The organism is Rhizobacter sp. P3_B12 (genome assembly GCF_056402895.1).
This window is the reverse complement of sequence record NZ_JBFUGN010000001.1, coordinates 1-15,365: the sequence shown is the minus strand read 5'-3', so window position 1 is coordinate 15,365 and position 15,365 is coordinate 1. Positions and strand designations below refer to the sequence as shown.

General features: G+C 68.7%; 11 protein-coding genes and 1 pseudogene. 3 read left to right on the top strand and 9 right to left on the bottom strand.

What is annotated here, in order from left to right:
- Window positions 1-383 precede the first annotated feature (383 nt).
- Window positions 384-590, top strand: coding sequence for a hypothetical protein (locus AC1D01_RS00060; protein WP_477864076.1), 207 nt, complete (start codon window positions 384-386; stop codon window positions 588-590).
- A 40-nt stretch (window positions 591-630) separates the two neighbouring features.
- On the opposite strand, the gene AC1D01_RS00055 is transcribed toward AC1D01_RS00060, so the two are convergent.
- The 9 genes from AC1D01_RS00055 to AC1D01_RS00015 form a co-directional block, all read right to left on the bottom strand.
- Window positions 631-2,595: a glycosyl hydrolase family 18 protein gene (locus tag AC1D01_RS00055; protein ID WP_477864075.1), complete on the bottom strand. Its 1,965-nt coding sequence runs from the start codon at window positions 2,593-2,595 to the stop codon at window positions 631-633.
- Between the two features lie 137 nt (window positions 2,596-2,732).
- Window positions 2,733-3,446, bottom strand: a complete 714-nt coding sequence (locus AC1D01_RS00050) for a hypothetical protein (RefSeq protein ID WP_477864074.1) — start codon at window positions 3,444-3,446, stop codon at window positions 2,733-2,735.
- Window positions 3,447-3,460: 14 nt separating this feature from the next.
- On the bottom strand, window positions 3,461-4,159 hold the full coding sequence (locus AC1D01_RS00045; protein WP_477864073.1) for a hypothetical protein: 699 nt from the start codon (window positions 4,157-4,159) through the stop codon (window positions 3,461-3,463).
- Between the two features lie 15 nt (window positions 4,160-4,174).
- Window positions 4,175-5,185, bottom strand: a complete 1,011-nt coding sequence (locus AC1D01_RS00040) for a DUF4150 domain-containing protein (protein WP_477864072.1) — start codon at window positions 5,183-5,185, stop codon at window positions 4,175-4,177.
- The gene (locus AC1D01_RS00035) at window positions 5,186-6,217 is read right to left on the bottom strand and encodes a beta-ketoacyl synthase N-terminal-like domain-containing protein (RefSeq protein WP_477864071.1); all 1,032 of its coding nucleotides are present in this window, start codon (window positions 6,215-6,217) and stop codon (window positions 5,186-5,188) included.
- Window positions 6,214-7,323 (bottom strand): DUF2169 family type VI secretion system accessory protein, encoded by a 1,110-nt coding sequence (locus AC1D01_RS00030; RefSeq protein WP_477864070.1) that lies wholly within the window; start codon window positions 7,321-7,323, stop codon window positions 6,214-6,216. The genes AC1D01_RS00035 and AC1D01_RS00030 overlap by 4 nt, the downstream gene beginning before the upstream one ends.
- Complete coding sequence (locus AC1D01_RS00025) at window positions 7,314-8,606, bottom strand: TIGR02270 family protein (protein ID WP_477864069.1); 1,293 nt, start codon at window positions 8,604-8,606, stop codon at window positions 7,314-7,316. The genes AC1D01_RS00030 and AC1D01_RS00025 overlap by 10 nt, the downstream gene beginning before the upstream one ends.
- Before the next feature lie 115 nt (window positions 8,607-8,721).
- Window positions 8,722-10,743, bottom strand: a complete 2,022-nt coding sequence (locus AC1D01_RS00020) for a LamG-like jellyroll fold domain-containing protein (RefSeq protein WP_477864068.1) — start codon at window positions 10,741-10,743, stop codon at window positions 8,722-8,724.
- Entirely contained in the window at window positions 10,740-12,782 is a 2,043-nt protein-coding gene (locus AC1D01_RS00015) for an autotransporter (RefSeq protein WP_477864067.1), read from the bottom strand. Before AC1D01_RS00015 ends, AC1D01_RS00020 begins: the two co-directional genes overlap by 4 nt.
- A 676-nt stretch (window positions 12,783-13,458) precedes the next feature.
- Between AC1D01_RS00015 and AC1D01_RS00010 the strand changes: the two genes are divergently transcribed.
- Window positions 13,459-14,547 (top strand): pectate lyase family protein, encoded by a 1,089-nt coding sequence (locus AC1D01_RS00010; RefSeq protein WP_477864066.1) that lies wholly within the window; start codon window positions 13,459-13,461, stop codon window positions 14,545-14,547.
- Window positions 14,544-15,365 (top strand): annotated as a pseudogene (locus AC1D01_RS00005) (hypothetical protein); the annotation flags it as partial. The gene AC1D01_RS00010 and the pseudogene AC1D01_RS00005, both read left to right, overlap by 4 nt.

The window sequence follows — 15,365 nt, the reverse complement described above, 5'->3', positions numbered from 1 at the left end:
TTCCGTCCTCGGTGCGCTTATTGGTGCTGCAATCATGTACGTCCTGCCGGTTGTTGTCGGTAGTGCAGACCGCCCCTTCTCGCCAGAACTCAGCGTTTTCGGAGCCCTAACCGGAGCGCTCGGTGCGGGGGTTGCGGCGCACATCTTGAGGCGTCGTGAAGCGCAGGAACCGCGCCGTGGAGTTCAGTAAACCCGCAGCGCGTTCGCGGTTTCGTCTTACCGCACGCTGGTTGCTGAATGCCGATTGAGTCAACTGGACGCAAACTGCGAGTTGCCGCGGCTGGCACGGGCAGTCACCGGACAGCAGCATCGAGTCCGTCGCGGTGCGGCCGGGGAGCCCAACGCGCCGACCCTGGCGTCGTACCTGTTCGATCAGGGCACCGGTGGCTTCAGTCACCTACGAGAACGGGGCCTCCGCGACGGGCTCGTTCTGCGTCGAAGGTTTCACCGCCCTGACGCGGGAACGCTACCTGGTGAGTGCGCCGCTGAATGCGTTCACGGCAGTCAGCGCGGACACCGCGGCATTCGCACGGACCGCCGGCAGCTGCACCGGCACCGGTGCGGTGTACTTCAAGCAGATCCCGCACTGAGCCGTCGCGCACCCGGGCAGGTGCGCGACGGCTCCGCGGCTTACTTCGCGGCGGCCGTGGCCTTCATCAGCTCGCCGTTCAGGTCACCGTCCAGCGACCAGCTGAAGATGCCACCCAGCCCCTTGGACTTCAGGTAGTTGATCTTCGTCTGGATCACCTCCGGCGTGTCGTAGCTCCAGAAGTTCGTGCCGTCGAACTTGTAGCTCTGCTTCGTGATCGGGTGCACGAACACCGTGCCCGGAGCGGTCTTCAGGACCTTGTAGTCCTCGATGCCCGCCTCGTAGGTGCCGCGCGCCGGCGCCGTGGCCTTCTGGTACAGCCCGTTGTTGACGTTCGCCACGCCCGTCCAGCCGCGGCCGTAGAACGGAATGCCGAGGTTGATCTTGTTCGCCGGCATGCCCGATTGCAGCAGGATGCCCACCGCCTCGTCGATGTTGTAGTACGACGCGACGCTGCGCACGCCCGGCTTCAGCGGGTCGTAGTAGTTCGGCCCCGACGGATCCGGATAGAGGTTCGACTGGAAGTCGGTCGGGCCTTGCGGCTCGAACCCACCGTGGAAGTCGTAGCTCATCAGGTTGACCCAGTCCATGTACTGGCCGTACTGGCCGGGCTCGGTCGCGTCGATCTTGTCCTTGCCCGAGCCAAGCGCAGCGGTCAGCAGGTAGTGCTTGCCGTTCACCGCATCGAGCTGGGCGCGGAACTCCTTCATCAGCAGCGTGAAGTTGTGGCGGTCGGCCGCGCTCACGGTGTTGTACGGCTGGCCGATCACGGCCGGGAATTCCCAGTCGATGTCGATGCCGTCGAACACGCCGGCCAGCACGCCGTCGCCTCCCCTGCCGCTGTAGGCCGGCAGGTTGCCCTTGATGTAGATGTTCAGGCACGAGCTGACCAGCTGCTTGCGCAGCGCATCGGTCTGCGAAGCAGCGGAGAACCACTTCGACCACGTCCAGCCGCCGAGCGAGATCAGCACCTTCATGTTCGGGTACTTGGCCTTGAGCCCCTTCAGTTCGTTGAAGGAACCGGCGAGCTTCGAATCCCAGGTCGGCGCGGCACCGACCAGGCGCAGCGGCGTGCGGCCGTAGTCGGCCCAGGCGTCGCCGCCGGTGCCGGCGCTCGGATCGTTCGGGTTCGTGGCACCCGGCTCGAGCTTGTCGATGCCTTGGGCGCACTCGTAGCCGCCATTCTTCTGGTAGATGTTGGCGAAGGCGTAGTTGACGAAGGTCAGCGCGTTGGCCGAGCCCGACGAGATGATGTCGGCGACTTCATAGCCGCGGCCATACACGCCCCACTGCGTGAAGTAGGAACCGACCTGGCGGCCGCCGGGCGCCGGGGCCGGCGCGGGGGCCGGTGCAGGCGCGGGTGCGGGAGCCGGGGCCGGCGACGGCGCGGGGGCTGGAGCGGGGGCGGGAGAAGGTGCAGGCGCGGGCGCTGGTGCAGGAGCCGGCGCAGGGGTGCCGGCGCAATTGCCGACGGCCGTCCACGGCTGGCCGCTGCCGGCGGGGCCGCTGCTGGTGGCCGGGTTGTTGTTCTGCGTCCAGTAGTTGGCCTTGTAGTTCACGCCGTTGTAGCTGACGGTCGCGCCGCCGGTGTAGGCGGTGCCAGCCACCCAGGCGAGGTAGCAGGTGCCGCCCGGGTTCGGCGCGGGGGCCGGTGCGGGCGCGGGGCTCGGTGCGGGTGACGGCGCGGGAGCGGGTGCAGGAACCGGTGCGGGTGCAGGCGCGGCATTGGTCGGCGACCACAGCGACGGCGTGGCCGCCGGCGTCCAGTTGGTGCCCGCCCAGGCGGTGTGGGTGACCAGCGCGACATAGTCGCGGCCGCCATAGCTCACCACCGTGCCGACGGTGTAGGTGACGCCTTCGCGCCAGGCAGGCGCGCTGGACTGCGCCAGTTGCACGTCGCTGGCCCAGGCGCCCTGCTCGCCGTAGGCCGACGCGGCCTGGACTTGCCCCCACATGCTGCCGATCGCGACGGCAACCATGCTCAATCCCAATGCTTTCACTTTCATCACCCTGATCTCCGGTTGAGATGCATCACAAAAACCAGGGGGGAGTGTGCTGGTACTGGATTGGTATTCCAACCTAGGTTTCTCAAAGATACCAATTCGTACCGCTTGCAAAGCGGTACTTCCGGGGAACCCCGCACTCAATCGACTTCGGACAACGGCAGCACGACCCCTGCCCGCTCGCGCTGGGCGGGGGTGCTCGCGTAGGGATTCGTGTCATCGTCGATATCGGCGAGCGCGCGTCGAACCAGGCCGGCACTCATCGACGGGTCGAAGGGGGCGGTGGGATCGAAACACTCGCGCGGCACCAGCGGCTCGGCGGCCTGCCAGTCGTACTCGAAATCGTCGTCCTCCGGGAGTGCAGGAAACAAGCGCTCCAGCCGATTCAGCGCGGCATCCCGCCAGGCCATGTACGGCGAACCCTCGGGGACCACGAGCTGGGCCAAGGTCGAGAGCCAACCCGCGTTCTCGGCCGGCGCGGCGTCCTCGAAATGCAGGGTGTCGTTGATCAACGCCATCGTCAGGTGCAGCGGCCCACGCACCGGGCCGCTCCACTCCCGGTCGACGAACTCCCTGTACGGACAGCATGCGAAGTGCACGGTGCCGGCCCAGGCCGCCTGCAGGTACTGCCGTGGCCGGACATCGGAATCCAGCGCCTCCAGCGTGAAGACGATCCATTCGCCGATGGCCACCCCCATCGCGAGTTGGGCCCGCCGCGCAAGCGGCTGAAGACGTGCTGCCAGCAGCGCATCTTCCGGCATGTAGGCCTGCCGGACGTTCCAGTCGTCCCACGGCCACGGAATTCGCGATCCGGCGGCGATGGGATGGATGTAGTGCGGGCGGTTCAACGGCATCGGGACCTCGACGCTCAGGAGAGCCGGTAGGGTGTACCGGCGAAACCTTCGGCCAGCACCTGTTCCGGGCTGCGCAGATAGCGGTTCTCGGCCGGCGTCAGCCGCGCCAGGAAATCAGCGAGCAGCCGTGGCGCGTCTGCCTTCTGGAAGTCCTCTCCCGTGTTCATGGCCTCGCGGGGAACGGGCTCGCCGAGTTGCCCCTCCACATGGGGATACAGCAGCGCCAGGCGCTTGATGGCGGCCTTCAGCCAGGCATCGAACGCAGCCTTGTCAGGAAGGACGTGACGAGCGAGGAAATACAGATACACCGTCCGCGACGTGAGGCTGCCCGCGGACTCGGCCTTGTAGGAGCGGAGCACGTTCGCCAGGATGTCCTTGGATGCCCGCAGCACACCGTTGACCGGACCCTTGCGGTCCTCGAACTCGGATACCGTGGGCGTCTGGCAATAGCGGACATCGCAGTTCGCGGCCCACGCGGCCTCGATCATCTGCAACGGCGCGTCGAAATCGGTCTCTCCTCGCAGGCGCCAGTAGATCCATTCGGCCGTCGCCGCCGCGCAGGCCAGCCGGGCGCGCAGGCTGAGCGTGGTCAGCTGCTGGGCGAGCTTGTCGTTCTCCCGGGTGAAGTCCGCGGCGCCGCGCCAGGCATGGGCGACGGGCTTGTTCTGTACATCGGAATGCAGGATGTACGCAGGAATGGAAAGTGTCGGCATGTTGCTCCTGTCAGTTCAATAGCTGCCGCTGAGGTCGTCATCGCACGGGGGCTGCTCCACCGTCGTGCACAGGACGATGTTCAATCCACACGCCGCCGCCGCGCATAGCAGACGGTGGCAGTTGTCACAGGGCACGTCCTGCGCCCCCGCTTTCGAGTTCCAGTTGATGGACAAGGTCAGCGTTCCGCCGCTGACATCGAAGCGCTCCAGCATCGACTCGACGATACGTGGCTCAGTGTGGCTGGTGTGCGGATTGCGGATGTTGATGTCGTTGGTGTACTGGAAGTTGCGGTTGTTGACCGCCTCCTCGCACAGGTTGGTTGGCGCTGCCTGCATGGCGTCCCGCTCCACGCCCTTCTGGTTGAACACCTTCAACGGGCGATCATAGGGAAGGCCGGCGCAGTAGCTGGGATCGTTGATCCCTTCCAGCCTCCGGCTGCACGACCACAGCCTCGAGGTCTTTCCATTCGCCGCCTTGAAGCTTCCGTGCGTGACCGTGGTGCTGGTGGAAGACTGGCTCAGCGCCTGTCGCTTCTGGTTGTTCTCGCCCTCCAGCTCCTTGCACTCGTCGCTCTTGGGGTCGGCCAGCGAGATCGTTCCCACCTTCACCGTCATCGAGCCGGTGTTCATCGGATCCGACGCGTGGTTGTGGGTGGTGAGGTCGAGGTGGCGGGTGACGTTCTCGTTCTCCACCTTCACGTCGAAGGACCACGCGGCATGCTTGGTCGCGCCCTGGATGGTGTGGGTCACGACGCCCATGCCCACGGCCTTGGTCGCGGCCTCGTTGCCAGTGCTCTTCTTGAAGGTCGATTTGTTCTTCTGCCCGACCTGCTTGCCGCCGATCTGCACGTCGCGCGTGCCCTCGTCGGTGTCCGAGTCGCTGGAGAAGTTGGGGTACGGGATGGGGATCGGCCCGACCGGCGGCGGCGGCGGAGTCAGGCAGACGTCGGGCATCGCTGCATTCGACATGTTGCCGTCGGCCTTGCTGGAGACTTCTCGACCGTTGGCGAAGACATTGCTGCCCATTCAGGCTCCTCCCGCATATCTGGAAACGTAGGCGCCGCGCTCGCCGCTGTCGGTGCCGGCATGCCCCAGGCATTGCGGTCCCGGCGCGGCATCGCGGATGCTCGCATGAAGCTGGTAGCCGAGCGCGCACGGCACGATCGCGGCGCCAACCTCGCCGATCCACTCGATCGGATGCCAGACATCGAACAACTCGCTGTGCCGGCGCCGCATCACCCGCCCCATCGCGAGGGCGGCTTCCTTGAACTTGTAATGCTCGCCGTTGAGATCGGTGATGCGGTACTGCGTGGCGTAGATGTCGGTACCGGCACGGGCGAACGCGCCTTCGATCGCTTCCACGAGGCCTCGGCCGGTCAACGGCTCCTCGGATTCGATCGTGCCGGACTCGCGCGCCCCCGCCCACCCCGTGATGGCCAGGTGCGGCGTGGGTGGGGCCTGATGGGACAACAGCACGGCGCCGGCGGCCTCGCCCGGAATGAACCCATTCGAGTTGGCGGGCGTCAGCACCCGCCGGTGGCACATGAACGCCTCCACCACATCCTGGTGCAGGTAGCTGTCGACGCCGGCCACGATGCAGTGGCTCGCCAGGCCGCGCTCCAGGATCTCGTGGGCCAGGTCGAAGGCCGCGATGCCCGACACCTGCCCGAGCGGCACCAGCCGCGACAGCGGATGCGGCGCCACGCCCAATTGCTCGTGCAATTGCACGAGCAGCGAATCGCCGAGCGGCACCAGCGGACAAGGCCGGGACGGCTCGGCACAGCCCAGCAGGATGGGCACCTTCGACGGGTCTGCGATCGCGCCCGCGGACAGGCACTCCTCGATCGCGGCGGCGGCAAGGGCGCCCAGCTTGCCCACGCCGTGCCACCACTGCCGCAGCGGCACGCGGCAGCAGTTGATGAACTCGCCGGATTCAGCATCCCACAGCATGCCCTGCGACGCGCCGGAAATGCCCGCCAGCATGGCCGCGCCAGATGCGGATGCATTGAATCCGACGGCGGTGCACATGCCGTGGGCAACCATGAAGAGCGGCTTCACTTGATGATCTTTCCGCGCGAGCGGGCGCGCACGTAGTCGCCCAGGCTCCGGTAGTGGGGCTTGCCGTTGTGGAAGGGCCGGGTCCGGATCGCCGTGGTGGTATCGAGCACGATTTCGCGCAGGTCGAACAGGCTGCGCGCCATCGGGATGCCGACACGGCAGGCCATCGTCAGCCGCCCCTGGTCCGGCTCGATGAGCACGGTGTCCACGGCCATCTCGAAGGTCCGCTCGCGCTTCTCATGGAAGTTCGCGAGCACGGACAGCGACAGCGCCGGCAGGTGGAAGCCGGCGTGGCCGCCCGGCGTGAGATTCTTCAGCGTGACCGTTTCGCCGCCGCGCGGATAAGGCATTTGCTGTTCGACGGGCGCCGCCTGGAAATACTCGTAGCTGAAGTCCTCCGGCCAGAAGGGTGCCTGCGTGGCCTGCCAGCGCTCGTCATAGGTGCCGGCGTGCGCCAGGCGCGACGGGAAATTCCGGCCCAGCGCACCGAACGACATCGGCACGTAGCGGCCGTCCGGCGCATCGACTGCACGATCCAGTTCCTCGGTGTTGGGAAGGGGCGTGCCGTCCACCAGCGTCCCGGACGTCCGCCGGTGATATCCACGGCCGACCGGATTGGCGGCGTAGTACGCGACAGGAACATCGTCACCGCCGAAGGCATCCACGCCACCGAAGGCCCGGTCATAGGAAATGGGCATGCTGGCGAAAGGTTCCGGCTCGCTCGGCGCCCGCATCAGCAGGCTGGCCTTCCACACGCGGTCGCCCGAGACCTTGAAGGCCTTGGCGATCGGGCCGACGCGCATGCCGACCGGCAGGCTGCGCACCCGCGTGCCGGCAGGCGCATGCGCGCTGCCGTTCAGCAGCACGTCGCATCGGGGCTTGAACGTCGCGAAGTCGGTTTCGCGCAGCACCGCGCTCAGGCCGGGCGTCCCGGTGAACTCGTCCGCCTTCACCAGCGGATCCTGGACGTCGCCCGGCCTGACCTCGCCACTGGCTGCATCGAAGGCGTAGGTCGCCTTGGCGACGACGACCACCACCTCCCGGCCGTTGCGTGCAAAGCCCAGCGTCCAGGCCGCCGGAAAGCGCGTCCGGTTGATCAATTGCATGTCCGCAGGACCCGTTGTTGCCCGTCGCTGCGCTGGCGGACGTCGAAGAACAGGGCGTCCTCGCGATGCAGCACCCATTCGAGCGCCGCAGCACGGCGTTGCCGTTGATAGCCGTGGCGAAGCACCTCCACCAGCGAGCCGACGGCGATCGGCCGACCGCACAGATGGCGCACGCCCTTCGGCATCGATGACGCCTGCCCGCCCCACCATGCCTCGACACGCACCGGGTCGGGCACCGGCAGTTCATGGTCATCGGGATGGACGCCATCCTCGACATCGTCCTCCGCATCGCCCGAAGGATCCTCACCCGAGTCGCTGCGGTCGAGATCGAGGTGTTCCAAGTCTGCTCCGGTGATGAGCGAAAAGGCTTCCCCAGCGATGCGGCACAGCGCGGGATCGGCCATCTTCGCGATGAGCCAGGGAACGGCCAGCGGATCGCCCAGGATGCCCGTGCCGGCGATGACCAATCGCTCCCGCCCCGGTCGACCGCTGAGACTCGACAGCATCTGTCGCCCCTGCGCGAGCGGCAGCGCCCGCAGCAACACCTCGACCGCCGCCATCGCCTCCACGCCCCCCGCCTCGGCCGTGGACGCCAGCAGCGCGAGCGCCTCGCGGWGACCCAGCAGCGCGAGGCTGCACGCCAGCGAGAAGCGCGCGGCCGGCGGCGCGCAGTCGAGATGCGCGAGCAGAAGCGGCACCGCATCCCGCCGGCGGCATTCCCCGAGGCCTCTCGCCGCGGCACTCACGACCCCTGGATCGTCATGCGAGAGCGCCGCCTGGAGCGCATCGAAGGGATCCTGGCGATGGATGCCGATCGCGCGCAGCGCAACGCGGCGCAGTCGCGCATCCGCGCCTGCGGCCAGCCGCTGCAGGATCGGGGCGAGCGGCTCGAACGGCAGCCAGGCCAATGCGGCGATGAGGGCGCGCTGGCCATCCTCGGCCGCGAGCGCAACCTCGCAAGCCGTGCGCATCCGGTCTGCCCGAAGCGTCGAGAAGGCCACGACCGCCGCGGCGAAGATCTCCCCCGCGTCACCCGAGGCGAGCCCGTCGCGACATGCGGCCCATCCGTCCTCGTCCGCCAGCAGAAGTCCTTCGCGGTTCGCTTCGATCCGCTGGTCCAGGGCCAGCAGATTGCGCATGCGGTATCGCGGCGACGCCACGGCACGATCACGCAGGATCCACAGGAATGCGCCGTCGGCGGCATGCTGGATCAAGGTGGTCGGGTTGACGAGTCTGGAGACCTGCGCCGGCGACTGCGCGGGCAGGTGGGATGGGCGGTCCATGAAGTCACGGTACGGTGCCACCGGAGCGCGGCAAAGCGATCAAAGTCACACCTGGACGGCATCCCGCGAACCGGGGCGGCCCGCCGCAAGAAGCCTCGCCGCTGCCGAGCAGGCGTCAGGTGGCTGCCAGCGCCGAGATCGCTTGCGCGTCCAGCGCACCGGCATAGACGCGCAGGTCGCGCACGGCGCCTTTCAGGTAGGGATCGCTGGCGTATTGCGAGCGTCCGATCCAGCCGTCCATGCCCGCGCCGAGGTCGCTGGGCGCCAGCGTCATCGCGGCATTCGTGCCGACCGGCACGCCGTTCACGTAGAGGGTGCCGGTGCTGCCCGACAGGGTCACCGCCAGGTGCGTCCACGTGCCGGTCGGCAGGGCCGCCGTGCCGTCGATGATCTGCGCGCCGTAGCCGTGCACCGTGTCGATCGAGAAGCGCACGCCGCCGGCGGCGTTGCGCGGCGTCAGGAACATGCTGCGGCGTGGCCCGGAGCCGATGTCGAAGAGGCGCGCCCAGGCCTGCGCGGCGTCCAGCCGCACGCGTGCGGCCAGCGTGCAATCGCCCAGCGTCTCGACGATGCCCGGCGGCAGGCTGACGAAGTCCTTCTGCCCGTCGAGGACCCGGCCGCCGCCTTCATCGAGCGGCAAGTGCAGCACCAGCTGTGGCGTCGCCGACACCGGCACCTCGCCCGATGCGGCGCTCTCGCCGCCGGCGGTGTCCAGCGCGGTGACGACGTAGTACAGCAAGGTGGCGCCCGTCGGCGGCGTGTCGGTCCAGGTCAGCAGGTCGCTGACCGTCGCGATCGTCGTGTAGGGCCCGCCGGCGCGGTCGGCCCGCTTGACGCGGTACGACGGCGCGCCCGGCACGCCCCACCACGACAGCCGCACCGCGCCGCCGTGCAGGCGCGCCGTCAGGCCGCTCGGGCTGCCGCCGGTGCGCGGCTCGCGTGCGAAGGTCAGCGTGCCGAAGCCGAGCTGGTCGCCGTTGCCGCCGTCGWACTCCGGCCGCAGCTGCTCGGCCTGCCGCCTGACCCAGGGCGCTCCCACGCCGAGCCGGCCTTCGTAGTGGTGCAGCACCGCTTCCCAGACCGGGCGCCGGATGCCCAGCGCGGCGGGCGAGACGCCGGTGCTGACACCCTGCTTGTTGCTGTACTCGTGGTAGGGCATCGCGTAGAAGGCGCCGGCCGCGTCGACCAGGTTGCTCTTCGCGACGTACTCGGCGCCCGCCAGGAAACGGTTGTTGTCGAACCGGTAGACGTCGTCGCCCTGGTTCCAGGCCATCTCGCAGAACATGCCGCCCAGCCCGATGCCGAGCGTCGCGTGGCCCTGGTCGCGCCCGCTCTCCTGCCACTGGCCGAGGTAGCCCGGATGCACGTGGCAGACGGCCTGCAGCGCAGCGCCGTTGCCGGCCCCGTTGCGGTAGTAGGCCATCGCCTCGTCGTAGATGTCCGCCCGGTCGCACAGCACGCCGATGCTCAACAGGCAGGCCAGCGCGCACTGGTCCCAGTTCGCCCAGTAGTTCGTGATCACGGCGCCGTTGTGCCGCACCAGGAAGTCGCTGCTCAGCGGGTAGAACACCTTCAGCATCATGTCCTGGAAGCGCGCCAGGTCGGCCGCGGCCCAGCCCGGGTAGCTGCGCAGGATCTCGGCGGCGTTGGCGAACTGCACACCGTAGATGCCGGCCGCCAGGAAGCGGTCGGCGTTGCCGGTGATGGCGGTCAGCGTCGACGACCAGGCATTCAGGAAGGTGACGCACAGATCGGCATAGCGCGTGTCGCCCGACACCTTCCAGCGCAGCGCCAGCTGGTAGGCGCGCGCCGTGTCGATGTAGAGCTGCGCGAAGTTCGATCCGTCACCGCCGCGCACCACCGTCTGCAGCGGCCGCGGCGACGCGCCCAGCTGCGAGCGGCCGTTGGCTGTCAACGCGTTCCAGCCGCTCAGCCACGGCTGGGCCTGGGCCGCCACCTTCGAGCGCATGCGCTCGAAATCGCTCTCGGTGTGCAGCAGGCCGGGGTGGACGAAGCTGCGCGCCGCCGAGGTCGCCGCGCCGCCCTCACCGTCACCGCTGCCGGGTTCGCTGCCGCAACCGGTCGCGCCGAGCACGCCGACCCCGAGGGCCGACGCGAGAAGATGACGACGCCTCATGGGATCCTCACGAAAAAGCGGGTCGCGTCCTGGCCGGTCACGACCTGGGTGCCCTGGATGTCGATGGTGCCGAAGGCGCCGCTCAAGCCACCGGCGGCCTCGATCAGCACCAGCGTCTGTCCGGAGGACAGGCTGCCGCCGACGTTCAGCTTCAAGGTTCCGCCCAGCACCGCGCGGCCGGCCGTCGACAGGTGGTCCTGGTCGACGCCCGGCTGGGTGCCGGCGATGTTCAGTGTCAGCACGCCGTTCGCTCCTTGCGTGAAACTGCCGCCCAGGCCGAGTTCGTGCTGGCCGCTCGCGAAGCCGAGCGCGGCGTTGTTGACCACGCTGCCGGTGCCGAACGCATCGGCGCCGGCGGCCAGCAGCGTGCCGCCGTCGATCGTCGTCGTGCCGCTGTAGCGGTTGCCCGACAGCGTCGTGGTGGCGCTGCCGCGCTGCAGCAGGCTGCCGCTGCCGCTGATGTTCGACAACGCGATGTCCGTCGAGGTGTTCTGCACCACCAGCTGGCCGTCGTTGACGATCGCGTCGCCGGCCGCGGCCACCAGCAGGCTGGCGTCGCCGCTGTAGGTGGCCTGCAGCAGCGTGCTGCGGGTGTTCTTGTCGGCGTTGAGGGTGATGTAGTTCAACGGCACCGGCTGGCCGGTCCCGAGGCGCAGCACCGCCTTCGCGCCGATGGTGGTGATGCCGTGGTAGTTCTGCGGTTGCGCGAAGGTGACGTCGTTGCCCGGCGTGCCCCTCACCGTGACGTTGCCGGCGCCGGTGGTCTCGCTCTTGTCCGGCCCGCCACCGCCGCCGGTGATGCCGACGTTCAGCGTCACCGGGCCGTTGTAGTCGAAGGCCAGCGTGCCGCCGCGGTGCAGGTTGATGTATGCGTTCTTCTTGCCGGCCGGCGGGTTCACCGCCGCCGGCGACGGTGCCGACGGCAGGAAGAAGCGATTGTGCGTGCCGTCGCCCCATTGCACGGTGCCGCCGGCTTCGATGTTGATGCCGCGGTAGCTGGCGTCGTTGCCGTTGACGGCGTTCGCGCCGCCGCGGTAGATCACCTTGGCCAGGTTGAGGCCGGGGTCGCTCAGGCCGGGATCGACCAGGTTCGGGCTGCCATGCGGGCTGTTGTCGGTGTGGCCGTAGACGCCGCTCATCACGATCGTCGAGCTGCCGATCGGATGGAAGTTGATGTCGCCACCGAAGGCCGCCTCGAAGATGTCCTGCTTGACGGTGACGACGCTGCCCGGCGGGCTCCACAGCAGCCACGAGCCTTCGTTGAGCACCGCCTTCGCATTCGGCAATGCCGCGGCGACGTGGTTGCTGCCGAAGTCCTGCCCGGCGCTCAGCGACAGCACGCCCGAGAAGGCGCTGGCACCGCCCAGCGTGTTGCCGCCCCACACGTCGGGCTGCTGTGAGATYGATCCGCTGCCGCTGACCTGCCCGAGGCGGATGAAGTTCGCGCTCTTCAGCACGAGGCGGCCGTTGTTCAGGATGTTGTCGAGGTTGACCTCGCCGTTCACCACGCTCGCCGGGTTCCTGCTGTCGGAGGTGGCAATGATGTTCGGGTTGTTGTCGGCGCTGCTGTTGGTGCCGATCTGCAGCGTGGCACCGGCATCGATGGTCAGCAYCGGTGGGTTGCTGCCGGCGATCGCGAGCTGGTAGCCGGCACCGGGCCAGGTCTTCTTCGTGACGACCTGCACCTGCTGCGCGTCGGGCAGCGTGAAGGTGCTGGCCTGCGTGATCACCAGCGTCCCCGGGCTGGCGCTGCCGCCGGCCGGCGTGAGCGTGAGCCGGCCCTGGCCGGAGATCACCCCGGTGTAGGTGCTGACGCCTGCCGGCAGCCGGATCACCGCATCGCCGGCCAGCACGACATCGGCGTTGGCCAGGATGGCGGCGGTGATGTCGGTGGCGCCGCCGCTGCCGGCGGACTCGCCTTGCGCGGTGGCGCCGTCACTCGAGGCCGAGCCCGAGCCGCCGCCGCAGGCTGCGAGCGCGCCCAGCGCAAGGACCGACGCGAGGGCCAGCGCGGACAGGCGCGGGGAAGTTCGTTTCACAGGGTGGAGGGACATCAACGACATGCCAGCGAGGCTACGTGTGCAGGCGCGGCACGGCTTGACCGACCGTTGATCAATCGATGACCATCGTCAGTGGATGTGACAGGCGCCACGCGGCGCGCAAAAGGCCTCGACATGGCCTCGACGTCGACAGGGTGACGCGACCGGGAACTTCGGTTTCAAGTCGTGAGCAATGTGACGCATCGAGGCGACCAGCCTGGTCATTCCGACGGCCTGCGGGCCAGCCCCGCTTGCATCCTGTTGCGCGGCGTCTCGCGCCACCAACGCATGGGCGCCGTTCATCGCCTGTTCAGAGTTCCGTCAAGTCTGCCGGTGCCGTGCTCCGCACAATCGTTTTCGAATCCGAACCAGATCCGAGGCCCCCATGCGAACACTGCTTCCCGCCCTCTTTGCCGCCGCGCTGCTCGCCGGCTGCAACGATGAGTCGACCGACACACCGGCGAGCGCGTCCGCTGCACCCGCACCTGCGTCCACGCCTTCGCCGGCCCCGGCACCCGCGCCCTCACCTGCAGCAGCGCCGTCACCCGCGCCTTCGCCGGCCCCAGCGCCTGCACCTGCACCTGCACCTGCACCTGCACCTGCAGCACCCGCACCGGCTCCTGCGCCAGCCCCCGCCCCCGCCCCCGCACCCGCCTCCGGCGACAACAGCCGCGACGTGGCACCGACCACCGGCTGGGCCAGCGAGGCCGGTGGCACCAGCGGCGGCTCGACGGCCACCGCCTCGGCCGTCTACAAGGTCACGACCGCCACCGAACTGCTGGCCGCGCTGAAGGCCGGCGGCAGTGCGGCCACGATCGTCAAGGTGGTCGGCCGTATCGACATGGCCGCGGCCGACAACGGCGGTGCGTTCACGAACACCACGGACCAGAAGGGACGCGCCAGGCTCACGTTGAAGAGCAACACCACGCTCATCGGCGCCGGCAGCGACGCCGGCCTGGTCAATGCCTACCTGCAGGTCAGCGGTGTGCAGAACGTCATCGTCCGCAACCTGCACATCGTCAACCCCTGCGATGTGGGCCCGGTGTGGGATCCGAACGACGGCGATGCCGGCAACTGGAACTCGGAGTACGACGGCATCACGGTCGACGGCTCGAACCACGTCTGGATCGACCACAACACCTTCACCGACGCACCGCAGACCGACGACCTGTCGCCGGTCGAGAACGGCAAGGTCAAGCAGTGCCATGACGGCGCACTCGACGTGAAGAACGGCTCCGACTACGTGACCGTGTCGAACAACATCTTCGACCAGCACGACAAGAACAACCTGATCGGCTCGTCCGACAGCACGACCAGCGACGACACGCACCTGACGGTCACCTTCCACGGCAACCTGTTCAGCAACATCACCGAGCGCGCGCCACGCGTGCGCTTCGGCAGCGTGCACGTCTACAACAACTACTACGAAGGCAGCAAGTCGCACCCGGTGTACGCCCACCAGTACAGCATCGGCGTGGCCTACAAGGCGAAGATCATCTCGGAGAACAACGCGTTCGACATCCAGGGCGCCAACGGCTGCACCAGCGTGTTGAAGAACCCCGGCTCGTCGAGCAAGACCGGCGCGATCAAGGAGAGCGGCTCGCTGCTGAACGGCGCGGCGCTGGACACGAGCCAATGCAGCTTCAGCACCAGCGTCGGCTGGACCGTGCCGTACGCCTACGGCAGCGCGCTGCTGCCGGCCAGCGGCGTGAAGGCAGCCATCAAGGCGTCGGCGGGGTCCGGCAAGCTGACGGTCGCGCCGTGAAACTGCACGCGGACCGGCTGACCGCCGGCGCCGCCATGGTCGTCGCCATCGCGGCGCTCGCGGCCTGCGGTGGCAGCTCGTCCGACCCTGCACCTGCACCTGCACCGACCCCTGCTCCTGCTCCTGCTCCCGCGCCAGCACCCGCTCCCGCTCCCGCGCCCGCGTCGTGCGACCCGCTGGCGCAGCGGCTGCGCGCGAGCGCGGTGACGGTGGGCGGCAACGCGGCCCCCAACGACGAGTACACGCCCGCGGTGATCGCACCGCGCAGCGACGGCAGCGCCTGGCTGGCCTGGACCGACCGCAGCGCCGCATCCATCCGCATGGCCGCGCTGACAGCCGCCGACGGCCTCGATCGCGCGCTGCCCGGCGTGGCCGGCCTGGAAGTGCATGCCATCCTCGCGACGCCCGGCGGCGCGGCGCTGGCCGTCGTCGCCGACGACCCGGACATCTACTCGCCCAAGTACTGCCGCGGCAGCAGCACGCCCGACAAGAACGTCTGCGGCAGGATGGACCTGGTGCGCGTCGGCGGCGACGGCGCCCTGCTGTCGCGCACCACGCTGACGAAGAAGGGCAACGTCGACAGCGTCGGCGCGCAGTTCATCTGGTGGTACGGGCACACCGCGCGACTCGCCACCGACGGCTCGACGATCGGCGTCTACTACCGCTCGGCGATGTCCACCGCGCGCCCGAACGCCGCCGGCGAGGTCGACATCCATGCCGGCGACACGCTGAAGTTCGTCGATGCGAACGGCAAGGCGGTGGCCGGCGGCTGGGACTGGGGCTGCAGCCACAGCTGGTCGGTGCGCACCGCCTGGAAC